Source organism: Pseudomonas sp. COW5 (genome assembly GCF_026240005.1).
Lineage (GTDB): Bacteria > Pseudomonadota > Gammaproteobacteria > Pseudomonadales > Pseudomonadaceae > Aquipseudomonas > Aquipseudomonas kribbensis.
In genome coordinates, this window is sequence record NZ_JAPHVP010000001.1 from 4367661 (window position 1) to 4394382 (window position 26722).

Below are 26722 nucleotides of genomic sequence, written 5' to 3' on the forward strand. Positions count from 1 at the left end.
GCCATCCGGCCACGAGTCAGTACCCGAATTTCTTGACGACCATAGAGCGTTGGAACCACCTGATCCCATCCCGAACTCAGAAGTGAAACGATGCATCGCCGATGGTAGTGTGGGGTTTCCCCATGTGAGAGTAGGTCATCGTCAAGATTAAATTCCGAAACCCCAATTGCGAAAGCAGTTGGGGTTTTGTTTTGCCCGCAGGAAAGTGGTCGAACAAGGCTCCGACCGTCGTTAGGGCAGCCACTGGGGAAATCCTTCTGAAATGACCGCCCGGTTTTTGGTATGGTGCAGCTCGTTTTTAACGGACTGATGTCTCGCCCACGGATCGGCGCTCATTTTTGTCAAAGAGTTGCTGCAGAAATGCCTGAACCAATTCCCATCAAGGATCACGAAAAAGAGACGCGCCTGGTCAATAAACGGCTGGTTGCCTGTGCCTTGTTCGTCTTCGCGATCAGCTGTGCGCTGGTAGTGCGCCTGTACATCCTGCAAGTGGTTGAGTTCGACTATCACTCGACCATCTCCGAAAACAACCGTGTCCACGTCTTGCCAATCCCGCCAACACGCGGACTGATTTACGACCGCAACGGCGTGCTGCTGGCTGATAACCGCCCCAGTTACAACCTGATCATCACCCGCGAACGGGCCACTGATGTCAATCAGGAGCTGGACGAAGTCATCAGTCTCCTGCATCTGCCCGCCGAAGATCGTTCGGTCTTCGACAAGGCCATGAAACAGTCGCGTCACCCGTTTACACCGGTGACCCTGTTCTATGAACTGACCGAAGAACAGATTGCCGTGCTGGCGGTCAACGAGTTCCGCTTGCCGGGGCTGGATGTCGAACCGCAGTTCGTTCGTCACTACCCGCTCGGCGCGCACTTCGCCCACTCGATCGGCTATGTCGGTCGCATCAACGAAAAAGAATCCAAGACCCTCGACTCCGTCGAGTACCGCGGCACCCAATCCATCGGCAAGACGGGCGTAGAGCGTTTCTACGAAGCACAACTGCACGGCCACGTCGGTTACGAGGAAGTGGAAACCAACGCTCAGGGCCGCGTATTGCGTGTCCTCAAACACACCGACCCAGTGCCCGGCAAAAACATCGTCCTGAGCCTCGACGTCAAGCTTCAGGAAGCCGCCGAAGCCGCACTGGGCGACCGTCGCGGCTCAGTGGTTGCGCTGGACCCATCGACCGGCGAAGTGCTGGCCATGGTCAGCAATCCCAGCTTCGATCCCAACCTGTTCGTGACCGGTATCAGCTCCAAGGAATATTCCGCGCTGCGTGACTCCATCGACCGACCGCTGTTCAACCGCGTGCTGCGCGGCTTGTACGCGCCCGGTTCGACGATCAAGCCCGAGGTGGCAATTGCCGGGCTCGACGCCGGTGTGGTCACGCCTCAGACCCGCGTCTTCGACCCTGGCTACTACCAACTGCCGGACTTCGACCATAAGTACCGCAACTGGAACCACAGCGGCGACGGCTGGGTGGACATGGATGCGGCGATCATGCGCTCCAACGACACCTACTTCTACGACCTCGCGCACAAGCTCGGCATAGATCGCCTGCATGACTACATGGCGATGTTCGGCCTCGGCGAGAAAGTCTCCCTGGACATGTTCGAAGAGTCTCCCGGCCTGATGCCGTCACAGGCCTGGAAGCGCGCCACCCGGCGTCAGGCGTGGTTCCCCGGTGAGACAGTGATTCTCGGCATCGGCCAGGGCTACATGCAGGTCACGCCACTGCAACTGGCTCAGGCCACAGCACTGATTGCCAACAAAGGTGTATGGAATCGTCCACATCTCGCCAAAACCGTCGACGGTGTGCCGCCGGTAGATGAACACCCGATGCCGAACATCCTGCTCAAGGATCCGCGTGACTGGGATCAGGTCAACCACGGCATGCAGATGGTAATGCACGACGCCCGAGGTATCGCCCGCGCCGCGGCAGCCGGTGCGCAATACCGCATCGCCGGCAAGAGTGGTACGGCGCAGGTGGTGGCGATCAAGCAGGGTGAGCGCTACAACCGCGAGAAAACCCTCGAGCGCCATCGTGACAACGCCTTGTTCGTCGGTTTCGCTCCGGCCGAACATCCGAAGATCGCCATCTCGGTAATGATCGAAAACGGTGAGGCGGGGGGGCGAGTCGCAGGCCCTGTAGTGCGGGAGATCATGGACGCCTGGCTACTCGACCAGGACGGTCACCTCAAGCCGCAATACGCGGCGCCGACCAAGGCGCCGGGCGATCCTCACGTGTAATCCGTCACGGCTTCACAGCACAGGCTCACGCAAGCTGAGCATGTGCTGGAAGCTGTCAAGGAACACCGTTTCCGCTTGAGTCATCTTCTGTTCGCGATTCCACAGCAGCTGGATATCGAAATCCACCACCCCATCCTCCGGTGGCAAGCGCCACAGCAAGCCCTGCTCGACATCCCGACGGACCAGGTGAGTCGGCAGACAGCCAATCCCGAACCCTGCACAGATCAGACGATAAATTTCTTCGAAACTGGTTGAAGAGGCGACGATCTTGCCGGTAAAGCCCTGCTGATCACGAAACAGCGTCAACGGCGAAAGATTGCCGCCAAGCTGATCGCTGGTGAAGCTGACAAAATTCTCCGCCGCCAGTTGTTCCAGCGTCAGATTCTGTTGTCCGAACAGTCGATGCCGCTGCCCGCAAAAGTACGCATAACGCTCACGAAACAGCACCCGTTGCTCTAGCCTTGGCTGAGGCAGGCGACATAATCCGACACCGACCGTGGCGGTCTTCTGCAGTAATGAACTGATGATGTTCGAGCTGCCCATCACCTCGACTTCCAGCTCGATTTTCGGATGAGTTTCGTGGAAGTCCGCAAGAAACTCATCGTAATGCCGCGCCTGCACGCCACTGACTGTCAGGATGCGGATCTTGCCGACTACGTCGTCATGGCGGTTCTCGACCACGGTGCCCAAACGGGAAATATCGCCGTAGATATCCGCCGCAATCCGCAGGACTTCCTCTCCGGTCTCCGTCAGATCAAAGCGCCGTCCGCTGCGGGCAATCAGCACGCAATCCAGTTGTTCCTCGAGACGTTTCAACGCTTGGCTGACCGCCGACTGAGTAATGTGCAATCGCGCAGCGGCGCGGCTCATGCTGCCTTCCTGGCCGATCACCAGGTAAGTGCGCAGCAGGTTCCAGTCGAGCCGGTCGTTGAGAAAACGTCGGCCGATCCAGGGATTCGAGGAAGAACTCATGCAGTAGCCACGCTAATAGTAAAGATAAGTTTTTGAAAATTGACTAATCCTGTCACGGAAGCGATAAAGCCCACAAGCGCCACAGAGCGTGACCGTCAGCCGCCTCGACACCTGCCCAAAACTATAAATACACAGGGTTCTTGCATGCACACCACCGCTCAGCCGCGTCGCGCCGCGGCCGCTGCCTTCATTGGCACGACCATCGAATTCTACGATTTCTACATCTATGCCACCGCTGCCGCACTGGTGCTCGGGCAAGTGTTCTTTCCCAGTAGCGATCCGGTGACCAGCACACTCGCCGCGTTCGGCAGTTTCGCCGTTGGCTTCATTGCCCGCCCGATGGCCGGCATGGTGTTCGGACACCTGGGCGACCGTCTCGGCCGCAAGAAAATGCTGCTGGTGACCATGGCACTGATGGGCCTGGCCACCGCAGGCATCGGTCTGTTGCCGAGTTACGCCAGCGTCGGCATCTGGGCGCCCATCGGATTGATCGTGCTGCGCCTGATTCAAGGCATCTCCGTTGGAGGCGAGTGGGGCGGGGCGGTGTTGATGGCCAGCGAGCATGCCCCGGCCAAACGCAAGACCTTCTATGCCTCGTTCGCTCAACTCGGCAGTCCGGCGGGTTTGCTGTTGGCATTGATCGCGTTTCGTCTGGTGACGTCGCTGTCGCCGGAAGACTTCCTCGCCTGGGGCTGGCGTCTGCCGTTTCTCGCCAGTGGCGTGCTGATGATGGTCGGGCTGATGATTCGTTCCGGTGTGCACGAATCGCCGGAATTCGCCAAGGCCAGGGACAACAACGAGACCGCTAAATACCCGGTGAAGGATGTTATCCGTCAGTGCTGGCGGCAGATCCTGTTCGCCGCTGCCGCCGTGACCATTGGCTCGGCCGGTTTCTTCTTCACCAACACCTTCATGATCACCTACGTCACCCAATACCAAGGCATTCCACGAGCGACCATTCTTGACTGCCTGTTCCTGGTAACGATCATCCAATTGCTGTCGCAACCGTTGTCGGCGCTGCTGGCCGAACGCATCGGCGAAGGGCGGTTCCTGATGCTGGTCGCATTGCTGTGCATGGTCACGCCGTACCCGATGTTCCTGCTCGTCGGCACCCAAAACATTCTGCTGATGACCCTCGGTATCGCCGTCGCGGTGGTGATTCTCTCGGCCTTGTACGCGGTAATCGCCGGGTACATGACCCAGGCGTTCCCGGTGCACCTGCGCTACTCGGGCATTTCCATCGCCTACCAATTGAGCTGTGCGGTTGCCGGCGGTACCACGCCACTGATCGGCACGCTGCTGGCCAGCAAGTTCTCCGGGCAGTGGCTGCCGCTGGCGGTGTTCTTCACGCTGCTGTCGGCCCTGTCGCTGATCGGTGTCTGTGGCCTCGCGCGTCTGCGGGCCAACCCGGTCGTCCTTCACACAAGTAAAGAGGTGTATTCGTGAGTAAGCCCGCCCACATTGACCCGATCGAATGGCAAGCCCGTTGCGAGCTTGCGGCGTTGTACCGATTGATCGCGCATTTTCGCATGACCGACCTGATCGACACCCACATCACCCTGCGGATTCCGGGGCCGGAGCATCATTTCCTGATCAACCGCTACGGCGTGATCTTCGACCGCATGCGCGCCTCCGATCTGGTGCGCATCGATCAGGACGGGCGCATCGTCGACCCTGAATATGCAGGGCATCGGGTCAATGCCGCCGGCTTCGTGATCCACTCGGCAATCCACATGGCCCGACCGGATTTGACCTGCGTGATTCACACCCACACCGCCGCCGGCATGGCCGTCGCCGCGCAGAAACAGGGCCTGCTGCCGATCAGTCAGCACGCGCTGAAGTTCTACGGAAAACTTGCTTATCACACCTACGAAGGCATCGCCTTGTCGCTGGATGAGCGCGAGCGTTTGATCGCCGATCTCGGCCCGCATCGCGCGATGATCCTGCGCAATCACGGTTTGCTGGTCGGTGGTTCCGGCGTGGCCCAGGCATTCCAGGAAATCCACTTTCTGGAGCGTGCCTGCCAGGCGCAAGTGCAAGCATTGGCGGGCGGTTGTGAGCTGCATTACCCGTCGCCGGAAGTCTGCGCCCACACCGCCGAACAATTCGACCGCGATGAACAGGACAACATCATCGACCTGGCCTGGGAGGCCGCACTGACCCTGATCGAATCCCAGCGCGAGTCCTATCTGTCATGAACACCGTTGCACTGATGTCCCGTGACACACTGTTGCTCAAGCAATTGCAGGAAGCCTTTGCCCGCCGTGCGCCGCAGCTCTCGGCGGTGCTGGCCGATGATTGCCGGGCGGTGAATGCGCAGATGGCGGCGTGCTGGTTTCCGCTGCCGGGCAGCCTTGCCGCGTTGCCCAATCTGCAAGTGATTCACTCGGTCGCTGCCGGCATCGATCATCTGGAGCACGATCCGTCGTGCCCGGATCTGCCGGTGTGCCGGGTGGTCGATCCCGGCCATCGCCAGGGCATGACCGAATACGTGCGCTGGGCGGTGATTCACTACCATCGCGGCTTCGATCAAGTCCTTGAGCAACAGCGCCAACAGCATTGGGAGCGACCGCTGCAACGCCCGGCCCATGAGTTTCGGATCGGTGTGATGGGCCTCGGCTCGCTGGGCAGCGCAATCGCCCAAGACTTGGCAAGCGCCGGTTACGACGTACGTGGCTGGGCGCGCAGCAGCAAGGATCTGCCGGGTGTGCAGACTTTCGTCGGCAGCGACGCTTTCAACCCGTTCCTCGACGGCGTGGAGCTGCTGATCAATCTGTTGCCACTCACTCACGAAACTCGCGGCATTCTCAATCGCCAGACCTTCGAACGATTGGCCAACGGCGCGGCACTGGTCAATGTTGGCCGCGGCGGGCACCTGAACATCGAGGATCTGCAGCAGGCACTGGCCCGTGGAAAACTGCGCGGGGCGCTGCTCGATGTCTTCGAACAGGAACCGCTGCCCGCCGATCATCCACTGTGGAAAACCCCGGGCGTGACCATCACCCCGCACATGGCTTCGGCGGCGTCTCATGACTGCATCGCCGAGCAGATCGCCGAGAACTTTCGCCGTCTGAATGCGGGCGAACCGTTGCTCAACAGCGCGGATCGACTGCTCGGTTACTGATCTGCCAGACAGGCCTGCAAGCGCTCGATGAACAGCGTTTCGGCGCGACTCATGCGCTGCTCGCGGTTCCACAGCAGATGAATGTCGACATCGGCGATCCCTTCGTGGGGCGGCAGGCGCCAGAGCAATCCAGCCTCGACGTCCGCCGCCACCACGTGCTCCGGCAGGCAGCCGATGCCGAATCCGGCGATCACCAGTCGCCGCACTTCTTCCAGGCTTGGCGATGACGCGACGATGCGTCCGCTGAAGCCTTGCTGATCGCGAAAAATCGTCAGTGGCGAGAGCATCCCGCCAATCTGGTCGCTGGTGAAACTGACGAAATTCTCCCGCTGCAAATCGCCTTCGCCGATGTCCTGTCGGCCGAACAGAGCATGGTGTTTGCCGCAGAAAAACGCATAGCGCTGCCGCAGGAACAGACGCTGTTCCAGACGCGGTTGCGGGCGGCGATTGAGGCTCAGTCCGAGGGTCGCGGTTTTCTCTTGCAGGGCGCTGACGATGTCCGAACTGCGCATCACGTCGACCTCAAGATCGACCCGTGGATACTGCCGGTGGAAGTCCGCGAGAAAGTCATCGAAACGCTCGGAAAAGATCCGGCTGATGATCAGCAGTCGCACCTTGCCGATCACTTCGTCAGCCGGTTGTTCCAGCAGGCTGCTGACCTGGGACATCTGCCCGTAGATCTCTCCGGCCAGTTCGAAAATCTGCTCGCCGACTTCGGTGAGGGCAAAGCGCGGACCGCGCCGGGCAATCAACTGGCGACCCAATTGCTCCTCCAGACGCTTTAGCGCCTGGCTCACCGCCGGTTGCGTCAGGTGCAGACGCGCAGCAGCGCGGCTGATGCTCAGCTCCTGGCCGATCACCCGGAAGGTGCGCAACAGGTTCCAGTCGAGGCGGTCGTTGAGCAGGCGCTGGACGTCGCGTTCGGCCATGGGATTCTCGATTATAAGGTTGGGTAATAGTCGGAATAATAAATAGAAAATTGACTAATCATAGCCCCGGAACGATAAATCACCTCTAGACAGGCGCCGTCAGAGCGCCTCGGATTTGCCGTTTCCCTCCTGCCAGAAAAACAATCAAAGGAGCCCGACCCATGAAGCCCCACGCTTCGAACCAGCCGCGCCGTGCGGCGGCCGCAGCCTTCATCGGCACCATGATCGAGTGGTACGACTTTTACATCTACGCCACCGCCGCCGCGCTGGTGTTCGGTGCACTGTTCTTTCCTTCCGACGATCCGCTGTACAGCACCATGGCCGCGTTCGGCACCTTCGCCGTGGGCTTCTTTGCCCGGCCGTTGGGCGGAATCATTTTCGGCCATATCGGCGACCGCATCGGCCGCAAAAAATCCCTGATCATCACGCTGCTGATGATGGGCGTAGTCACAGTGTGCATCGGTCTGTTACCGACCTACGCGCAGATCGGTGCGGCGGCACCCGTGCTGCTGATTCTGCTGCGCATCGTCCAGGGCATCGCCGTCGGCGGCGAGTGGGGCGGGGCGGTGTTGATGGCCGGCGAGCATGCGCCGAAGGGCCGGCGCAATTTCTTTGCGTCGTTTGCGCAATTGGGCAGCCCGGCGGGGTTGATCCTGTCGCTGCTAGCCTTCAGCGCGGTGACCCGTTTGCCGGAAGAAGACTTGATGAGCTGGGGCTGGCGTTTGCCGTTCCTCGCCAGCGCGCTGTTGCTGCTGGTGGGCTTGGCGATTCGTCTGGGCGTGAATGAGTCTCCGGAATTCCTCGCCAGCCGCGAGCAGGCCACCAAACAGATCAAGAAAGAACAGGCGCCGGTGATGGAAGTCCTGCGCACCGCGTGGCGCCCACTGTTGCTGTGCATCGGCGCCAACACGCTGGGCATTGCCGGGGTGTATTTCACCAATACCTTCATGATCGCCTACACCACTCAACAACTGGCGCTGCCGCGTTCGCTGATTCTCGAATGCCTGTTCTTCGTCGCGATCATTCAGTTCTGCATTCAGCCGCTGGCGGCATGGACGGCGGAGAAGATAGGTGCGACGCGTTTCCTGTGCCTGGTGTCGCTGCTGGCGATGGCCTCGCCGTATCCGATGTTCGTGCTGGTCAGTTCGGCCCAGGCGCCGCTGATCATCCTCGGCATCGCCCTGGCGGTGGTGTGCATGGCTTCGTTCTACGCGGTGATCGCCGGTTACGTCAGCGGCATGTTCGAGACCCGCGTGCGCTACACCGCGATCTCCCTGGCCTATCAGATTTGCGGCGCGGTGGCCGGCGGCCTGACGCCGCTGATCGGCACGATGCTGGCGCACAAATTCACCGGGCAATGGTGGCCGATGGCAGTGTTCTACAGCCTGATCGCCGGCATCTCGCTGGTCTGCGTGCTGTCCCTCGCCCGTCGTCACGCCAGCGCCCATCGCGCGGAAATGGCCCGTGCCTAACCCGGAATTTCAGGAGAACCTCATGTTGAAAATCAATGGCGAACGCCTGTGGGCGAGTCTGATGGCCATGGCCGAAATCGGTGCGACAGCCCGGGGCGGCAGCTGCCGTCTGGCATTGAGCGAAGAAGACAAGGCCGGTCGTGAACTGTTTGCCCACTGGTGCCGCGAAGCCGGCATGACCTTGAGCGTGGATGCCATCGGCAACCTGTTCGCCCGCCGCGCCGGCACCGATCCGGACGCCGCGCCGGTGATGATGGGCAGCCACCTCGACACCCAGCCCGAGGGCGGGCGTTTCGATGGCGTCTACGGCGTGCTCGCCGGGCTGGAAGTGGTGCGTTGCCTCAATGACCTGAACATCCAGACCCGCAAACCGCTGGAAGTGGCGGTGTGGACCAACGAAGAAGGCGCGCGTTTCACCCCGGCCATGTTCGGCTCGGCAGTGTTCACCGGGATCATGGATCTGAACGCCGCGCTGGTGGTGCGCGATGTCGATGGCATCAGCGTTGCCGAGGCCTTGCAGCGTACCGGTTACGCCGGTGAGCGTCCGTTGGGCGGCGCGGTGGATGCGTATTTTGAAGCGCACATCGAGCAAGGCCCGATCCTTGAAGACAACGCCAAGAGCATCGGCGTGGTCACCGGCGGTCAGGCGATCCGCTGGCTCGACGTGCGTGTGGAAGGCATGGCCGCTCACGCCGGCACCACGCCGATGCCGCTGCGTAAAGACGCCTTGTACGGCGTGGCGCGGATGATTCAGGCGATTGAAGGTCTGGCCACGGATTTTGCCCCCGAAGGCCTGACCACGGTCGGCGAGTTGAGCATCAACAAGTCCTCGCGCAACACCATTCCGGGGTTGGTGAATTTCACCGTCGATCTGCGTCATCACCGCGACGACGCCATTGCTGCCATGGAGCAACAGGTCCGTGCCCGGTTGCAGGCGATTGCCGATGGTCGTGGTCTGAACCTGGCCATCACCCCGCACTGGATTAGCCCGGCCACGCCGTTCGACGCCGAATGCGTGGCAGCCGTGCAAGAGGCGGTGGATGCGCTGGGCTACGCTCAGCAATCGATTGTCAGCGGTGCCGGGCATGATGCAATTCACCTGGCGCGCTACTGCCCGACGGCGATGGTGTTCATCCCGTGTGTCGGTGGCTTGAGCCATAACGAAGCCGAAGATGTGTTGCCCGAAGACGTGAAGCAGGGCACCGATGTATTGCTCAACGCCGTGCTGGCTCGCGCCGGTCGAATCGAACAGGGAGTCTGAAGCATGCGCAGTTTTTTCCACCCCGAACAATTGCTCCATCATCCACGCAGCTATTACTCGCGCGGGCAGATGCGTACGCCGCAGGAAGTCCCCGAGCGTGCGCAACGTCTGGTGCAGGCCGCCCACGGTCTGGGTTTCAGTGTCGAGCAGCCCGCCGATGCCGGCCTCGCCCCGTTGCTGGCGGTGCATGGCGCGCCGTATCTGACGTTCCTTCAGGAGGCCCATGCGCGCTGGAAAGAAATCCCCGAAGACTGGGGCGACGAGGTGATGTCGAACATCTTCGTTCGCGAGCCCAACGCCCTGCGCGGCATCCTCGCCCAGGCGGCGCGCTATCTGGCGGACGGCAGTTGCCCGGTCGGCGAGCAGACCTGGCGCTCGGCCTACTGGTCGGCGCAAAGCGCTGTGGCCGGGGCTCAGGCGCTGATCGATGGCGAGCCGGCGGCCTACGCCTTGTGCCGTCCGCCGGGGCACCACGCCCGGGCCGAAGCTGCGGGCGGTTTCTGCTACGTGAACAACGCGGCGGTGGCGGCGCAGGTGCTGCGCGACAAGTTTGAAAAGGTCGCGGTGCTCGACACTGACATGCACCACGGCCAGGGCATCCAGGAAATTTTCTACGACCGCGATGACGTACTCTACGTTTCGGTGCATGGCGATCCGACCAACTTCTATCCGGGCGTCGCCGGGTTTGCCGATGAACGTGGCAGCGGCGCGGGGGAGGGCTTCAACCTCAACCTGCCGATGGCCCATGGTTCAAGCGAAGCGGATTTCCTCGGGCAACTGGAAGTCGCTTTGAGCGCGGTGCGCGAGTTCGGCGCCGAGGTGCTGGTGCTGTCGCTGGGCTTCGATATCTATGAGCTGGACCCGCAAAGCAAAGTCGCCGTCACCCGTGAAGGCTTTGCAACACTGGGCGAGCGCATTCGCAGCCTCGGCCTGCCATGCCTGATCGTGCAGGAAGGCGGCTATCACCTGGAAAGTCTCGAAGACAACGCTCGGGCGTTTTTCGTGAATGCCGAGGTGTGGCAGCGCTGAGACGATCCACCTGACGAAGCGCCCTGCGGTGCTTGCCATCGCCCTGACGTTAACGTAAACATTGGCGTCAGGGCGCTGAAGTAAAGAAGCGCAAAGCGGACCGCTCCGGAGCGCTTGATGACTCTAATAAAAACAACCGATCCCAAGTCTCACCACGAAGCCCGGCTGGCCCGGGAAAAACTCCATCTCGAAGGGCAGGTCCCGGATGGTGTGTTGCGTGCGGAGATCGATGCTTCGTGGCGTCGCAGCCTGAGCCACGGCGTGCATTTTAATGGCAAGCATGAGCTGGCGCTGGAATCGAGCGCCAGTCTCGATGTGTTGCTGGCGAGCAATCGCTTGTTGATCGATGCGGCGATACCGGCCATCGATTACCTGGCCGAGCGCCAAGGCAAAGAAGGCCTGATCATCCTCGCCGACTCCGACGCTACCATTCTCGCGGTCGAAGGACGTGCCGACCGGCTCAAGGGCAGCGGTTTGCAGGACATTACCCTCGGTGCCTGCTGGAGCGAAGCCGCACGCGGTACCAACGCCCTCGGCACGGCTCTGGTGGAAGCGCGGCCGACCCTGATCGATTGCGGCGAACATTACCTTGATCGCCTCACAGACTTTTCCTGCACCTCGGTGCCGATCCATTGCCCTCAGGGTGAAATCCTCGGCGTCCTCGACCTGACCCGCGAAGGCCCTCTCGGCCGCGTCCATGACAGCACCGCGCTGCTGAGCATGGCGGTCAGCCAGATCGAGAGTCGGGTCTTCAACAACAGCTTTCCCGATCAGATCGTCCTCGCCTTTCACAGTCGCCGGCAGTATCTGGAATCGCCGTGGCAGGGCCAGCTGGCGGTGAGTCTCGGCGGGCAGATTCTGGCGGTCAGCGCCCAGGCCTGCCAATTGCTGCGGGCCGAGCGTTCGGCACTGGTTGGCAAGCGTTGCGAAGAGTTTCTCGGGGTCGATGGCGTGCAGTTGCTGACCCGTCTGCAACAGGGCGGCGTCGGCAGTGTGCAGACCGCCAAGGGCGAGTTTTTCTACAAGACCCTGCGAGCCCCGGCGCGCTCGGTCAACGTTGGCGGCCCACCACGCAGCGTGGCGAAAACCGCCAAGGCGCAACCGGATCTGGAAGCACTGGCCGGCAACAACGCCCGTTATGCCCGTGCCTTGCGCATGGCACGCCAAGGTCTGGCCAATGAGTTGCCGGTATTGCTGCTCGGCGAAACCGGCACCGGTAAAGAAGTGATTGCCCGCGCCCTGCACCTGGCCAGCAGCCGCAGCGACAAACCGTTTGTAGCCGTGAACTGCGCGGCAATTCCCGAAGGCCTGATCGAGTCGGAACTGTTCGGCTACCGCGAAGGCGCGTTCACCGGATCGCGCCGTGGCGGGATGATCGGGCGCTTGCAACAGGCCCACGGCGGCACGTTATTCCTCGATGAGATCGGTGACATGCCGCTGGCCTTGCAGGCGCGTCTGTTGCGGGTTTTGCAGGATCGAAAAGTCGCGCCGCTGGGTGCTGGTGAGGAGCAGGACATCGACGTCGCGCTGATCTGCGCCACCCACCGCGACCTTAAGCGTCAGGTCGAGGACAAGCAATTCCGGGAAGATCTGTTCTACCGGGTCAACGGCATCAGCGTGATGCTTCCGGCCCTGCGTGAGCGCGATGACTTCGCCGCGCTGATCACCCGTCTGCTGGTCAATCTCGACGCACCGAACGCCGTGTTGCACGACGACCTCAATCGCCTGCTCGCGGGTTATCACTGGCCGGGCAACATCCGCCAACTGGAAATGGTCTTGCGCACCGCGCTGGCCATGCGCGAACCCGGTGAAATCGTGCTGACCCTCGATCACCTGCCCGACAGCATGCTCGACGAACTCTCTGCCAGCGAGAAACCCCAGACCGGCAGCATTCGCGAGAACGAGCTGGAGATGATTCGCCAGTCCCTCGACACCCATCAGGGCAACGTCTCGGCCGCCGCCGACGCCCTGGGCATCAGCCGCGCGACCCTGTACCGCAAACTCAAACAGTTGCGCTCGTGATGCAGCGCCTGTTCGTACGGCTGATCGACAGCCACAACCCCGCCGCACTGCAGGCGGCGTTGCGCTGGCTGTACGGTTTCGTGCGGCCGCAGCGTTTGGCGATTGCCGGCCTGCTCGGTTTGTCGGTGTGCGCCTCGTTGCTGGTGCTGGTGCAGCCGTGGCTGGTCAAGCTGTTGATCGACGACGGGCTGCTGGCGCGCAATTTCCCGATGCTGGTGCTGATTGCGGTGCTGATGATCATCGCCGGATTGCTCGGCACGGCGTTGTCGGGGATCAACCGTTATCTGCACACACGCCTGTCCGGGCGGATTCTGTTTGCCCTGCGTGACGACCTCTACCGGCATTTGCAGAAGCTGTCGCCAAGCTTCTACGGCCAGCGGCGGATCGGCGATCTGATGTCGCGGCTCGACGGCGATGTGGCGGAGATCCAGCGCTTCGCAGTGGACTCGTTGTTCTCGGCGGTGTCGAGCGTGATCGGCCTGGTGGTCGCGATCGCGATGCTGTTCACGCTGTCGTGGAAACTCTCGCTGCTGGCGCTGGTGCTGATCCCGCTCGATGTGCTGTGGCTGCGCTGGATGCGGCGCAAGGTCGAGCGCGATGTGCGACAGTTGCGCGAGCGTTCGGCGGACATGTCGTCGTTCATGGTCGAGACCCTGCCGGTGATGAAATTCATCCAGTCCGCCGGCCAGCAGCAGCGTGAAGCGCGGCGTCTGGAAAGCCTCGGACAGGGCTACATGAACCAGTTGCTGCGTCTGCAAGTCACCGAGTTTTTCACTCAGGCCGTGCCCGGCACGTTGACGTCGTTGTCCCGCGCCTGCGCGTTTTTGATCGGCGGTTATTGGGTGGTGCAGGGCACTTGGCAGCTGGGTGCGCTGATTGCGTTTTCCACCTACCTGGGGATGGCGGTGGGGCCGGTGCAGAGCCTGTTGGGGTTGTACGTGGCGATCCAGCGTATGACCGTCAGTCTCGGTCGGGTCATGGAGTTGCGCGGCGAAGAACCCACGGTGTTTTCGCCGGTCACGCCAAAACCGTTTCCGACCTCGGGCGAATTGCGGTTCGACGCGGTGCACTTCAGCCATCCGGGTCGCCCAAGCACATTGAGCGGCATCGAAGCGACGATTCCCTACGGATTGAAAGTCGCCTTGAGCGGCGGCTCCGGCGTCGGCAAGTCGACGTTGATCGATCTGCTGCAACGGCATCACGATCCGCAGTCCGGGCGGGTGCTGCTCGGCGAAGTGGATTTGCGTGAACTGGAACTGTTCGAACTGCGTCGGCGCATCGCCGTGGTCAGCCAGGACATCGTGCTGTTTCGTGGCAGCCTCGCCGACAACCTGGCTTACGCCGTGCCGGACGCCAGCCGCGAAGCCATCGCCGAAGTTGCAAGGCTGGCGCAACTCGACAGCCTGATCGCGTCGTTGCCTGAAGGCCTCAACAGCCCGTTGGGCGAGCGCGGCCAGCAGTTGTCCGGCGGGCAGAAACAGCGCATCGCGATTGCCCGGGCGCTGTTGCAGGATCCATTGATTCTGGTGCTCGACGAAGCCACGTCGGCAGTCGACGAAGCCACAGAGCGCGAGGTGATCGAAGCCATCGACCGGTTGTTTGCCGGGCGCACACGGATCCTCATCAGCCATCGCCCCTCGACTTTGGCCGATGCCGATCTGCGCTTCGAATTGCTCGACGGTGTACTCATTTCGAAAACGGTGCTGCATGAAGCCTGAGTTGCGTATCGGCGTGGTCGACAGCGGGCACTCGGCGGCGCAACGGGTGCAGGTGATTGCCGGGCGGCGTTTCTCGTTGCTGGAGGACGGACTGGCGGAATCGGATTTGCGCGACGATCCCCTTGGTCATGGCAGCGCGGTGATCGAGGCGATCAGCCGTCGCGCACCGGCCGCGCAGATCTGTGTAGCGCAAGTGTTTGATCAGCGCGGCGTCACCAGCGCCTTGCAGATTTCTGCGGCCATTGACTGGTTGGTGGCGCAGGACGTGCGGCTGATCAATCTGAGCCTTGGTTTGCGACAGGATCGCGGCCTGTTGCGCCAGGCCTGCACGGTGGCGGTGGCTCGTGGAGTGTTGCTGTGTGCGTCGAGCCCGGCACAGGGGGCGGCGGTGTTTCCGGCCAGTTATCCGCAAGTATTGCGGGTGACCGGCGATGCCCGTTGCACCGATGAACAGTGGTCTTGGCTCGACAGTGCACAGGCGGATTTTGCTGCCTGTGTTCGTGGCACTTATCCGGGGCAGTCCGGCGCCAGCCTGGGGTGCGCCGCGTTGAGCGGTCACATCGCCGGCTATCTGCTGGAGCATCCGCAGGCGAGCAACGCTGAAGTGATCGATTGGCTGAAACAGCACGCTCGTTATCGCGGCCCTGAACGGCGTTTCGGCCCATGACGCCGATCCTGATTCTCGGTGCCGGGCCAGCCGGTGCGGCGGTGGCGCTGGGGTTACGACGGTTGGGTTACGCCGTAACGCTGATCAGCGAATGGCGCCGGTTTTCGGCGCTCGAAGGTGTGTCGCAACGGGTGCTGGAGGCATTGCGCGGTGCCGGGTTGGATCACGCGCTGGCGGACGCCACGTTGCCGTCCCGGCGACAGGTTTCATGGAACGGTCAGGAGCATGCGCAGAACATCGAGTGTCTGCTGGATCGCCCGGCGTTTGATCGCGGTTTGCGTGAAGACTTGCGGCTGGCCGGGGTCGAGGTGATTGAAGGGCGAATCCTGAATGTTATGTCCTTGGCCGACGAGCATCGGGTCGAACTCGATGGCGGACAGAGGGTGACGGCGGATTTCCTGGTGGAGGCTCGGGGGCGACAAGCGCCGGCGTCCGGCAAAGGTCTGCGCGGGCCGGAGACGGTCAGCCTGCTCAATCGCTGGCAAGGCGCGCCGGGTGTGACCGCCAGCGCTGTGGAAAGCCTTGAGGACGGCTGGGCTTGGATGGCGCGGCGGGACGACGGCCAATGTTATTGGCAATGGACCGTGGACGTGGCGAGTGCCGGGTTGCCGGGAAAGGCGCAGTTGCTCGATCACTGCCGCGCGCGGCGACAGGCCTCGGATTTTGCTCAGGCGTTCTTTGTCGGCGGGCAGGAATCGGAGCTGCAACTGCACGCTCGCAGCAGCACGGCGATTCTTGCGTCACAGGTCTGCGGTGAAAACTGGATTCGTGTCGGCGACGCGGCGATGGCAGTGGACCCGCTGTCCGGCAACGGGATTTTTCAGTCGTTGTCCTCGGCTTTGCAGGCGCCAGTGGTGATCAACACCTTGTTGCGTAAAACCGAGCGGACGGCGCTGGCCCAGCGTTTTCACCAGCAGCGTGTGGAGCAGTTGTTCCTGCGTTTTGCGCGGATCGGTCGGGACTTTTACGCCGACGAACAGCGTTGGTTCGATCAGCCATTCTGGCAGGCGCGACGGCAGTGGCCCGACGCGGAAGTGGCCCATGCAGCGGCGGATTTTTCCGCGTTGCGGATCGAGCGGATGCCAATTCTGCGTGACGGGTTTGTCGATGAAGCCGAGGTGGTGATCACGGCGGATCAGCCGCTGGGGATCTGGCATGTGCAAGGTGTAGAGCTGGCTCCGCTGGTGCGGCGGTTGCGCGATGAACCGGCGGATCAGGTATTGGCGGGGTTGAGTGAAGAGCAGGGACGTGTGATCCGAGGATGGTTGTTGAGTCAGGGATTTCGGCCCTCACCCTAACCCTCTCCCAGAGGGAGAGGGGACTGATCGGGGGATATTAAGGAATGACGCCGACGTGAGGGAGTTCTACCGAATCCATAATCGACCCATTCTTTCAGGTCGATGTAGCGTTCTGCACACCGCGGTCTGCTCCCTCTCCCTCTGGGAGAGGGTTGGGGTGAGGGGGCTCTTGCCTTCCACTGTACGTCATTACAACTTGATCAACACCGACTTCAACTCGGTGTAATGCTCGATCGCCGCATACCCCATCTCGCGCCCGACCCCGGACATCTTGTAGCCGCCGAACGGCAGCGCCGGATCCAGCGCGCTGTGGCAGTTGACCCACACCGACCCCGACTTGATGCGCGGAATCATCCGGTGCACCGCCGCCAGGTCGTTCGACCAGATGCTGGCGCCCAGGCCGTAAGGGCTGTCATTGGCCATGCGCAGCGCATCTGCTTCATCATTGAACGGAATCGCCACCAGCACCGGCCCGAAGATCTCTTCCTGAACCAGCGAATGTCGTTGATCGACATCGACAATCACCGTCGGTTTGACGAAGAACCCCGGCCCGAACTGCTCGCCGCCGCAGGCGATGGTCGCGCCGCTCTCCCGGCCCATTTCGATGTAGTTGTAGACCCGCTCCTGTTGGCGCGCGGAAATCAGCGGCCCCATCTCCACGCTCGGGTCGAGGCCGTTGCCGAGTTTCATCGCATTGGCGATGTCGCTGATGTCGGCCACCACATTGTCGAAATGCTTGCGCTGTACGTACAGGCGCGAGCCTGCGCAGCAGACTTGGCCCTGATTGAAGAAAATCGCACTGGCAGCACCCGCTGCGGCGGTTTTCAGGTCGGCGTCGGCCATGACGATGGTCGGTGATTTTCCGCCCAGTTCCAGGGTGACCCGGGTCATGGAGTTCATGGCGATCTTGCCGATCTGCTTGCCCACGGCGGTGGAGCCGGTGAAGGTCAGCTTGTCGACCAGCGGGTTGTGAGTCAGCGCGGAACCGGCGGTGATGCCGGTGCCGGTGACCACGTTGAACACGCCTTCGGGATAGCCTGCTTCCAGTACCAGCTCCGCCAGTTTCAGCGCGGTCAGCGGGGTTTCGTCGGCCGGTTTGAGCACCACGGTGCAACCGGTGGCCAGCGCCGGACCGAGTTTCCAGCAGGCCAGCAGCAACGGAAAATTCCAGGCAACGATGGCGCCGACCACGCCCACGGCTTCGCGGCGGATGAAACTGTGGAACTGATCGCCGGGCATCAACGGCAGCGAAACGTCGACACTGGAACCTTCGATCTTGGTGGCCCAGCCAGCCATGTAACGCAGGAAATCGATGGCCAGTTGCACGTCCATCACCTGCGCCACTGCCGCGCTCTTGCCGTTGTTCAGGCATTCCAGTTGCGCCAGCAGTTCGGCGTCGCGCTGCATCAGGTCGGCGAGTTTCCATAACAGGTTCTGCCGTTCACGCGGGCGGGTGCGACTCCAGACGGAATCATCGAAAGCCTGACGAGCGGCGAGCACCGCACGGTCGACATCTTCCGGCGTGGCGCGAGGCACCACACACAGCACTTCGCCGGTGGCCGGGTTGTGCAACGGCATGGTCTGGCCGTCGGCGGCTTCGACCCAGTCGCCGCCGATCAGCATGCGCGGCGGGCGCTGGATGAAGGTCGAGGTGGCTGGGAGCAAGTAGGGCAGGGGCATGGTGAAGACCTCTTGTTGTTCGATGGGATCGAGAGGGTCTTTCGCAATGGTTGTGCCAAATGCTCGAAGGTGGCGCACAGCCCGGTTGCACGGCCTGAGGGAGGAAGAGTTTGAGTGGCAATGAGGGTGAATTTGTCTCAAAACGCGACACTCATTGAGAAGCAGGATACGCGTCCTACAAAGCCAACGCAGCTGTGACGGGGTCTGAGCAAAATCGGGCCGTTTCAGATGTAGGAAAAGCCGCGCGTCTGACAGTTTTTACCGACTGGTGGAGGCATGAAGTACGAGCTAAGTTGCTTTGTGTATAGGGTTTTCCTGCCATGGATTTGGCGGGTCAGTTTCTTCACAGGGATGTCGATGAACAACTTGACCATTAGATGGCTAACCAATTTTACGATGGGCGTGGGGACCGGATTTCTGGTGACGGGAATTGCGGCGCTGTTGATCGGCGACCTGACCGATGTCGATACGATTCGGGCAGGTGCATGGATGGCTTCAACCAGTTTTTTCGTAATCGTTACCTCATTCGGTATTGCCATGACGGAGGGGAAATAATGGCGGCTTTAATTGTGGGGCTGTGGTGTATGGGCGTCAGTTTGCTGCTCGTGTATGCGTATCGCCGGGATCGTCGAATTCAAGCGGCCCAGCGTGATTCCGCGGCATTGGCAGCCAAGGCCGGCGCACACTGTGAATGCTCGATGGTTTGCAAGAGTTGTGGGCGTTACAAGGTTCACCCGGACAATTCCGCTCGCTAGATCAGGCCCTGCGGCTGACCGAGCCCGACCATCCGGCCAGATAGCCGGGTGATCGGGCGTTATCAGTCAGGGTAGAGGGTTGGTGTACACCTTGTGCCCACCTTTCCAGGTTTCGCAGACCTTGATGTCGCGGATGTCGGAGGCCGGGACTTTTTCGTCGAGCGGGTTTTTCTCGAGAATCACGAAGTCGGCGAAATGCCCATCCTGCAGCGAGCCGGTAAACGCATCGGCATGGCACTGCCACGCAGCGTCATAGGTGATGGCTTTCAGTGCCTGCTGGCGGGTCAGGCACTGGCCTTCGTTGAGTACCGGTTGTCTGGCTGCCTCTTTGACAAAGGTACCGTCCTCATTGCGTACACCTTCCATTTTGCGGGTCACGGCCTGTTCCATGGAGCGCAACGGGCCCAGCGGGGTGACCGTGCAATCGCTGTGCAGCGAAATGCGCAGGCCTCTGCCCAAGGCGTCCTGGCATAGGTCAAGCATATCCGTGGCTTTCTCCTCAAAGATGGCCTGTTCAAACACGTAACCCCAGTAACCGACATGACCGATCAGAAAGCTGGGAGATATGCCCAGATCTTTCAGTTGGTCGAGGGTCTTGTCGTTCAGCATCGAGCAATGTTCGATGCGGTGGCGCTTTTCCAGCCCGCTCTGACCCTTCAATGCGGTCTTGTAGGCCTGTAGCGTGAACTCGATGGCCCGGTCACCGTTAGCGTGGATCATCAGCGGCCAGCCAGTGGCGACCGCATTGATCAACGTCTTCTGATAGGTCTCGGGCAGTGTCTTCGGATCCTTGTGATCCTCACCCGGCTCACAGAAGTTGAAGTTGCCGTAGGGACGGTCGGTTGCGCAGCAATACGGATCGACCTGGTAGCCCGTCAGCCCCTGGTTCGAACCGTCGGAAATCAGTTTCACCGAGCCTTGATAAAACAGCCGGGCCGCTTCCTTGGTCACCGGTTTGTAGGGTTCGATCTTGCTGAAGTCCACACCGTTGCAGGCGGCCGCGTAACCGACGCGAACATTGCGCGGATGGGTCAGGCCGTAGGCTTCCAGTATTGCCTTGGACACGGGGTCGACCATGGCGTCATACAACAAGGTGATGCCACGGCTGGAGGCGGTCTCGAAGTACCTTTTCATGTACTTGAAGATATTCACCACATCCAGCGCCTGCGCCAGCGGTATCGACAGCAAGGCAGGTGTGATGCCAGCCTCTTCCTGAAGATTGCCCTTGGTCTTTTCCAGGAAAATGTCGAAGCTTTTGTATTCGTCCCGCAGCTTTTGACTGGCGGCGTTGTCGTGGTAATACACAGCGTTGCAGGCGGCCGTGTTCAGATAAACGGTGTGCATCGAAGCGCTGATCATCAGCAGCGGGCTATCGCTGACAATGCTGTCGAGGTTGCCGGTGTTGTCAGCCTTCGGGTCGAACTTGCTGTCGCAGTAGAAGCGGGTCAGCGTGTTCTTGCCGCCCGGTACCACAGTGAACGGCATCAGCGCCGGATCGACCATGCGCCCGAGGATCCACTGCTTCTTGTCCTTTGGCTGGCTTGCCTGGAGGAGGCCCTTTAGCGTGTTCCAGTTATAGCGGGGCGTCAGCTTCTGCGTGTGTTCGTCAATGGGGCCAAGGTTCACCCAGCCATCCATGACGCAGGATTGCACGATGTGCATATGCGGCTCGATCAGGCCCGGCAGCAGAGTTCTGCCGCCCAGTGATTGCGTGGTGTATTTGATACCCCTGGCCTTCATGCGTTCCTGCACATGGGCCAGAGTGCCGGAAGCGACCACGTCGCCGCCATGGATGCCCAGCGCTTCGACCTGTTCGTCCATGTTGCCGTTTCTCAACGGGTAGATCGTGCCGCCGGTGAAGATCAATGATTCGCTGCCGGGTTCCGGTAACTGGCCGGCGACCTTGCCTGCGAAGGCTTTAAGGTCGACGGTGTGCCGAAGCGTATTCCATACCGGGTTTTCGCAGCCGCAATGGGTGCAGCCTTGACCCTGTCCATGTGATCCCATGATTCCATTCCTCAGGTTTTCGGTGGTTAGAGGCGTGACGCACGAAGTGTGCGAACAGCAAGCGTAGCAGGCACTTTGATATCGGACGGTCAGTCGTCGGCAACCGGGCTTTTGGCCCTGCGACTGTGCTTGTCTCAGACTGCAACAACTGTCGCGAAATTGGACGCCGGGAGGCCGCGCAAGGATTGGCGCGACGCTGTGATGAGCGCGTAACTGCTTGATTGAAAAGCTTATCGGCAAGCTGGCACGCTCCGTGTATTGCTCACTTCAGACGTTTCGCTTGCCTCCGTCCGTGCATCGCCACGAACGGCAGAAACCATAAAAACGATAAGCCACAAAAATAAGAAAGCACCGTGCGAGGTTCGACGTTGATGAAGAGAAAACTCCGATCAGGCATGAGCGCCAGCCTGCTGGCCGTGGCCGCTTGCGTGGCCCTGCATTCACCCCACAGCCTGGCAGCCCGTGACGCCCAGACGATCCTCAAGGAAACCTGCCAGGGCTGTCACACCCCTGAAGCCGGCGACCAGCTGAGCCGCATCAGCCACCAGCGCAAGACTCCGGAAGGCTGGCTGATGAGCATCGCCCGCATGCAGACCATGCACGGTTTGCAGATCAGCGATGAAGACCGCCGCACACTGGTCAAATACCTCGCCGACACCCAGGGCCTGGCGCCGAGCGAAACCGATGGCGTGCGTTATGCGCTGGAACGCCGGTTGAACACCGTCGAGCAGTTCGACGAGAAAACCGCGCAGATGTGCGGCCGCTGCCACTCCGGTGCGCGGATCGCCCTGCAACGGCGTCCGGCTCAGGAATGGAAACGCCTTGTGAACTTCCACCTCGGCCAATGGCCGTCGCTGGAGTATCAGGCGCTGGCCCGTGATCGTGACTGGTTCGATATCGCCCGCAAGGAAATGGTCCCGCTGCTGGCCAAGCGTTATTCGCTGGACAACCCGGCGTGGCAGGCTTGGGTCAAAACCGCACCGAAAGCCGAAGCTTTGGTCGGCGACTGGAGCTTCAGCGGCCACTTGCCGGGCAAGGGTGAACTGGCCGGCACCATGAGCGTCACCGCCGATGGCAGCGACACCTTCAAGGTCGCCGTCAAAGGTCAGTATGCCGATGGCAGCCCGTTCAACGGTGATGGCAGTGCGATCCTCTACAGCGGCTACGAATGGCGCGGCAACGTGACCGTCGATGGCGTGACGATGCGTCAGGTGTTCGCCGCACAAGGCAACGCGATGCAGGGCCGGATGTTCGAGGCCGAGCACGATGAGCGCGGTCTGGACTTTGTCGCGGCCAAACAGGGTTCGCAGCGCTTGCTGGCGGTGCAGCCGGGTTATGTGAAGGCCGGCAGCGAAACCGAAGTGACGTTGGTCGGTAGCGGTTTGAGCGGCAAGCCGAATTTCGGCAAAGGCGTGGACGTGGTCGAAGTGGTCGAGCAGAACGCCGAGCGGATCAAGGTCAAGGTCAAAGCCGCCGCCAATGCCCAGCCGGGCCTGCGCGCGGTCAGCGTCGGCAGTCTGAAAGGCCCGAGCCTGTCGGTGTACAGCACGATTGTCTCGGTCAAAGTGGTGCCGGAATTCTCGGTGGCGCGGATCGGCGAGGGCGGCGGTTCGACGCCGAAAGTCCAGGGCCGTTTCGACGCCGAAGCCTGGGGCAAGGGCGCCGACGGCAAGCCGTATCGCATCGGTGTGTTCCCGGCGCAATGGAAAGTCGAAGCCTACGACGAGCGCGCCAAAGAGGACGAAGACGTCAAGTTCGCCGGCACCATGCAGGCTGATGCGGGCGTGTTCACCCCGGGCGATGCCGGGCCGAATCCGGCACGCAAGATGTCCACCAACAATGCCGGCAACCTCAAGGTGATCGCTGCCGTCGACGACGCAGGGAAATCCCTGACCGGCGAAGGCCACCTGATCGTCACCGTGCAACGCTGGAACAATCCACCCATTCCTTGAGTTGTCCTGAAGAACAGCGATTCAGACACTTTTCGGAATGACCGCAAGTCCCCCCAGGCGGGGCTTGCACAGGAGGTTTGCAATGGGCGCTATCTTGAATCTGGTCGAACGTAATCTGCACGAAGTGCACGTCGACGCCGACCGCATGCTGTTCCATATTCCCAGCAGTTCGCTGTTCGCCAGCGATGAACTGACCGGCACCATCATCGATGCGTTGCGCGGCCCTGGCTGCTCCTCGGAAGACCTGATCCAGCGTCTCGGCGCGCGGTTCAACGGTGAGGAAATCAACGAGACCCTGCGCGAGCTGATCTCGCTGGAGCTGGTCAGCGACGGCTCGCCGCTGACCCCGGACATCGCGGTCAAGCGCGTCGAGCGCACTGCGATTAACACTGTGGTGCTCAACGTCAACACCGGCTGCAATCTGAGCTGCACCTACTGCTACAAGGAAGACCTCGACAAGCCGTCCGCCGGCAAGAAGATGGATGTCGAAACCGCCATCGCGTCAGTGGAAATGCTGCTGCGTGAATCCCCTGACGAAGAGCGCTTCACTGTGGTGTTTTTCGGCGGCGAACCGCTGAGCAATCGCAAGCTGATCGAGTACATGGTCGATTACTGCGAGAAGCGGTTTGCCGAGGCCGGCAAGTTCGTCGAATTCGTCATGACCACCAACGCCACGCTGCTCACCGAAGAAACCGTGGATTACCTCAATGCCCACCGCTTCGGGCTGTCAGTGAGCATCGACGGGCCGAAAACCGTGCACGACCGCAACCGCATCACCGTGGGCGGGCAGGGTACTTACGACGTGGTGCGGCGCAAGGCCGAAATGCTGCTGTCGCGCTACAACAGTCGCCCGGTCGGCGCGCGGGTGACCCTGACCACCGGCGTCACCGACGTTGAAACCATCTGGGATCATTTGTTCAACGAACTGGGGTTTGCTGAAGTCGGATTTGCTCCGGTGACGTCCGGCGATATCAGCAGTTTCAACCTGACCACAGACGAATTGATCGAAGTCTTTGCCAGCATGAAACGCCTCGGTCGTCGTTATCTGGAAGCGGCGCTGGAGCACCGCAACATCGGGTTCTCCAACCTGCATCAGTTGATTACCGATATCCACGAGGGCCACAAAAAGGCCCTGCCGTGCGGTGCCGGGCTGAAGATGCTGGCAGTGGATCACAAGGGCGAATTGAACCTGTGCCATCGCTTCACCGGCTCGTCGTTGCCGACTTTCGGCAACGTCCACAGCGGCGTTAAACAGGTCGAGTTGAACGACTTTCTGTCCCAGCGCCTGGATCGCACCAACACCGGTTGCCATGACTGCCAGATCCGCAACCTGTGCTCCGGCGGCTGCTACCACGAGAGCTACGCCCGCTACGGCGACCCGGCCCACCCGACGTATCACTACTGCGAACTGATGCGTGACTGGGTCGACTTCGGCATCGAGGTCTACACCCGGATCATGGCCGCCAACCCTGCGTTCATCAGCAGCTACATCACTCCGCGCAAGGCTCACTGATATGAAACATCTCAAGGCAATCAATAACAAAGCGTTGAAGCTGGATCAGGCCGCGGACGAGAACCGCATCGAAGAGGTGGTGGCGATGAGCTCCGTTGCCGGCTGTGCCTCGACCACCGACCCGGGCTGGGAAATCGATGCGTTCGGCGGCGTGTCGTCGCTGTGCCAGCCGATGGAAGCCGATCTGTATGGCTGCTCCGACCCCTGCTGGTGGCCGGCCCAGGTGCCGGACATGATGAGCACCTACCCGGACTGGAACAAGGATGCCCAGGCGTCCAACGACAACTGGCGCAACCTCGGCACTGTCTTCCCGAAAGACAAGTGATCCATAAGAAGAAGGATTCCGGCATGCACAACATCAAAGCCTGCGGCCTTGCCGCACTCGCGGTTCTGAGCGCCTGTTCGCTCCCGGTTCTGGCCGATGAAAACACCGCGCTGCAAGACGGTCACGAGTACATGTTGACCACCAACTACCCGAACAACCTGCACGTCATCGACCTGTCGACCGACAGCTTGTACAAGACCTGCAAGATGCCCGATGCCTTCGGCCCTGGCACCGTGCAGCTGTCGCCGGATCGCAAGACCGCGTACGTGCTGAACAACCATTACGCCGACGTTTACGGTGTCGAGCTGGACAGCTGCAAGCAGGTATTCCACGCCAGCATCACCCAGCAGCCGGGCGAAAAGGCACGGTCGATGTTCGCCTTCACCGTCAGCCATGACGGCAAAGAGCTGTACACCATCGCCAACCCGACGCTGATGCTCAACGATCACTACGAGGTCAAGCAGCCGCGTCTGGACGTCTACGCCACCGACGCCGGAATGAACGCCAAACCGGTGCGCAGCTTCCCCGCACCTCGGCAGTTGACGATCATGCAGAGCGGCGATGACGGCACGCTGTATGTCGCTGGCGCCGATGTGTACAAGGTCGATGTGAAGAGCGGCAAGTTTGACGTGCTGATCCCCAGCCGTCACTGGAAACGAGCGAACTACAGCGCGCCGGACGTGCTTTACGTGTGGAACCAGCAGACTTACCGCCACGACTTTTCGCTGCTGTACACCGCCGCCAAATTCAAGGACAAGAAACAGGATCCGGCCAGCGCTGAATACCTGTACGGCTTGTTCAGCGTCGACCTGAAAACCGGCAAGACCGAAACCACCGACTTCGGCCCGCTGACCGAAATCTACTTCAGCGGCATGCGCTCGCCGAAGGATCCGAACCTGATGTTCGGTGTGCTCAATCGTCTGGCCAAGTACGACATCAAGCAGAAGAAACTGATTCAGGCGGCCACGCTGGACCATTCCTACTACTGCATTTCGTTCAACAAGGACGGCAGCAAGATCTATCTCGCCGGGACGTTCAACGACGTGGCGATCTTTGATGCCGAGACCATGAAACAGACCGGCAGCATCAAGTTGCCGGGTGGGGATATGGCGATTACTACGGCGCAGATATTTGTTCGGTAATCAGGGCGTCAGGGATGACGCCTTCGCGAGCAAGCCCGCTCCCACATTTGAAATGCGGTTCAAATGTGGGAGCGGGCTTGCTCGCGAAGGGACCCTCTAAACCGCTACAAAAATCAGGCCCCCGGCACCGGGCAACTCAAATCACCTTCTTCACACTTCAGATACTGCTTCAGGGCCTCGATACGCACCTTGGTCACCGATGTCAGGCAGTTGCTGTAAATCAACGGATAAACACTCCCGCCTGCCACCCCAGACGCCGAAAAGTTGCACTCGGCATCCCGAAACCCGATCCACGCTCGTTGTGCGCTGATCAGCAGCTTCTTGCCCTCGGCGTTGTCCTTCAAACGCGCGGTGATCTGCTGGTACACCGCATTCAATTCCTTATCGGCCGCCTTGTATTCCTGCCCGGCACACTGATTCATCGTTGCCTGATCGCTGGCATTGGCGCAGTCGACGGCAGCGTGGGCAACGGAAGTGAAAAGAAAAGGCGTCAGGGCCAGGAGCAGGCGTGGGGACATGGGGGTTCTCGCTGTTTGCGGTGAAGAAATGTGCAGTGTAGACAGGCGAAGGATGACTTCGATCAGTCGTTTGATACAACTTCGC

General features: G+C 61.1%; 21 protein-coding genes and 1 rRNA gene. 17 read left to right on the forward strand and 5 right to left on the reverse strand.

What is annotated here, in order from left to right; all coding sequences use genetic code 11:
* Positions 1–31: 31 nt before the first annotated feature.
* Positions 32–147, forward strand: a 5S ribosomal RNA gene (rrf, locus tag OQ248_RS19935).
* 213 nt (positions 148–360) lie between these two features.
* Complete coding sequence (gene mrdA, locus OQ248_RS19940; protein ID WP_265813726.1) at positions 361–2253, forward strand: penicillin-binding protein 2; 1893 nt, start codon at positions 361–363, stop codon at positions 2251–2253.
* Between the two features lie 12 nt (positions 2254–2265).
* Here the strand turns inward: mrdA and OQ248_RS19945 are convergent, their stop codons facing one another.
* On the reverse strand, positions 2266–3225 hold the full coding sequence (locus OQ248_RS19945) for a LysR family transcriptional regulator (protein ID WP_248743378.1): 960 nt from the start codon (positions 3223–3225) through the stop codon (positions 2266–2268).
* Positions 3226–3369: 144 nt separating this feature from the next.
* On the opposite strand from OQ248_RS19945, the gene OQ248_RS19950 reads away from it, so the two are divergent.
* The 3 genes from OQ248_RS19950 to OQ248_RS19960 are packed head-to-tail and all read left to right on the forward strand — an operon-like array spanning position 3370 to position 6349.
* Entirely contained in the window at positions 3370–4671 is a 1302-nt protein-coding gene (locus tag OQ248_RS19950) for an MFS transporter (RefSeq protein ID WP_192561839.1), read from the forward strand.
* Positions 4668–5423 carry a class II aldolase/adducin family protein gene (locus tag OQ248_RS19955; RefSeq protein WP_265813727.1) on the forward strand — a complete coding sequence of 252 codons (756 nt, stop codon included), beginning with the start codon at positions 4668–4670 and terminating at the stop codon, positions 5421–5423. The genes OQ248_RS19950 and OQ248_RS19955 overlap by 4 nt, the downstream gene beginning before the upstream one ends.
* A complete protein-coding gene (locus OQ248_RS19960; RefSeq protein WP_265813728.1) occupies positions 5420–6349 on the forward strand; it encodes a glyoxylate/hydroxypyruvate reductase A in 930 nt (309 codons plus the stop codon). Before OQ248_RS19955 ends, OQ248_RS19960 begins: the two co-directional genes overlap by 4 nt.
* Here OQ248_RS19960 and OQ248_RS19965 read toward each other — a convergent pair.
* Positions 6343–7278 carry a LysR family transcriptional regulator gene (locus OQ248_RS19965; protein ID WP_064381135.1) on the reverse strand — a complete coding sequence of 312 codons (936 nt, stop codon included), beginning with the start codon at positions 7276–7278 and terminating at the stop codon, positions 6343–6345. The two genes, OQ248_RS19960 and OQ248_RS19965, sit on opposite strands and share 7 nt — an antisense overlap.
* A 161-nt stretch (positions 7279–7439) precedes the next feature.
* Between OQ248_RS19965 and OQ248_RS19970 the strand changes: the two genes are divergently transcribed.
* The 7 genes from OQ248_RS19970 (at position 7440) to OQ248_RS20000 (ending at position 16745) form a co-directional block, all read left to right on the forward strand.
* Positions 7440–8750 carry an MFS transporter gene (locus tag OQ248_RS19970; RefSeq protein WP_265813729.1) on the forward strand — a complete coding sequence of 437 codons (1311 nt, stop codon included), beginning with the start codon at positions 7440–7442 and terminating at the stop codon, positions 8748–8750.
* A 22-nt stretch (positions 8751–8772) separates the two neighbouring features.
* Positions 8773–10011 (forward strand): Zn-dependent hydrolase, encoded by a 1239-nt coding sequence (locus tag OQ248_RS19975; RefSeq protein ID WP_265813730.1) that lies wholly within the window; start codon positions 8773–8775, stop codon positions 10009–10011.
* Positions 10012–10014: 3 nt separating this feature from the next.
* On the forward strand, positions 10015–11040 hold the full coding sequence (locus OQ248_RS19980) for a histone deacetylase family protein (protein ID WP_265813731.1): 1026 nt from the start codon (positions 10015–10017) through the stop codon (positions 11038–11040).
* 117 nt (positions 11041–11157) lie between these two features.
* Complete coding sequence (locus OQ248_RS19985) at positions 11158–13062, forward strand: sigma-54-dependent Fis family transcriptional regulator (protein WP_265813732.1); 1905 nt, start codon at positions 11158–11160, stop codon at positions 13060–13062.
* Positions 13062–14780, forward strand: a complete 1719-nt coding sequence (locus OQ248_RS19990) for an ABC transporter ATP-binding protein (RefSeq protein ID WP_265813733.1) — start codon at positions 13062–13064, stop codon at positions 14778–14780. Before OQ248_RS19985 ends, OQ248_RS19990 begins: the two co-directional genes overlap by 1 nt.
* Positions 14770–15447, forward strand: a complete 678-nt coding sequence (locus OQ248_RS19995) for a S8 family serine peptidase (RefSeq protein ID WP_265813734.1) — start codon at positions 14770–14772, stop codon at positions 15445–15447. The genes OQ248_RS19990 and OQ248_RS19995 overlap by 11 nt, the downstream gene beginning before the upstream one ends.
* Positions 15444–16745 carry an FAD-dependent monooxygenase gene (locus OQ248_RS20000; RefSeq protein WP_265813735.1) on the forward strand — a complete coding sequence of 434 codons (1302 nt, stop codon included), beginning with the start codon at positions 15444–15446 and terminating at the stop codon, positions 16743–16745. The genes OQ248_RS19995 and OQ248_RS20000 overlap by 4 nt, the downstream gene beginning before the upstream one ends.
* 189 nt (positions 16746–16934) lie before the next feature.
* On the opposite strand, the gene OQ248_RS20005 is transcribed toward OQ248_RS20000, so the two are convergent.
* A complete protein-coding gene (locus OQ248_RS20005) occupies positions 16935–18425 on the reverse strand; it encodes an aldehyde dehydrogenase family protein (RefSeq protein ID WP_265813736.1) in 1491 nt (496 codons plus the stop codon).
* Between the two features lie 357 nt (positions 18426–18782).
* Between OQ248_RS20005 and OQ248_RS20010 the strand changes: the two genes are divergently transcribed.
* The gene (locus tag OQ248_RS20010) at positions 18783–18980 is read left to right on the forward strand and encodes a hypothetical protein (RefSeq protein WP_265813737.1); all 198 of its coding nucleotides are present in this window, start codon (positions 18783–18785) and stop codon (positions 18978–18980) included.
* Positions 18981–19246: 266 nt separating this feature from the next.
* Here the strand turns inward: OQ248_RS20010 and OQ248_RS20015 are convergent, their stop codons facing one another.
* Positions 19247–21187, reverse strand: a complete 1941-nt coding sequence (locus OQ248_RS20015; protein WP_265813738.1) for an amidohydrolase — start codon at positions 21185–21187, stop codon at positions 19247–19249.
* 371 nt (positions 21188–21558) lie between these two features.
* Between OQ248_RS20015 and peaA the strand changes: the two genes are divergently transcribed.
* From peaA to peaD, 4 genes are all read left to right on the forward strand, one after another.
* Entirely contained in the window at positions 21559–23139 is a 1581-nt protein-coding gene (gene peaA / locus OQ248_RS20020) for a quinohemoprotein amine dehydrogenase subunit alpha (RefSeq protein ID WP_265813739.1), read from the forward strand.
* A gap of 82 nt (positions 23140–23221) precedes the next feature.
* Entirely contained in the window at positions 23222–24652 is a 1431-nt protein-coding gene (gene peaB, locus OQ248_RS20025; RefSeq protein WP_085733468.1) for a quinohemoprotein amine dehydrogenase maturation protein, read from the forward strand.
* A 1-nt stretch (position 24653) separates the two neighbouring features.
* Positions 24654–24977: a quinohemoprotein amine dehydrogenase subunit gamma gene (qhpC, locus tag OQ248_RS20030; RefSeq protein ID WP_008016081.1), complete on the forward strand. Its 324-nt coding sequence runs from the start codon at positions 24654–24656 to the stop codon at positions 24975–24977.
* A 23-nt stretch (positions 24978–25000) separates the two neighbouring features.
* Positions 25001–26119, forward strand: a complete 1119-nt coding sequence (gene peaD / locus OQ248_RS20035) for a quinohemoprotein amine dehydrogenase subunit beta (RefSeq protein WP_265813740.1) — start codon at positions 25001–25003, stop codon at positions 26117–26119.
* 113 nt (positions 26120–26232) lie between these two features.
* On the opposite strand, the gene OQ248_RS20040 is transcribed toward peaD, so the two are convergent.
* On the reverse strand, positions 26233–26637 hold the full coding sequence (locus OQ248_RS20040; RefSeq protein WP_265813741.1) for a lysozyme inhibitor LprI family protein: 405 nt from the start codon (positions 26635–26637) through the stop codon (positions 26233–26235).
* Between the last annotated feature and the right edge of the window lie 85 nt (positions 26638–26722).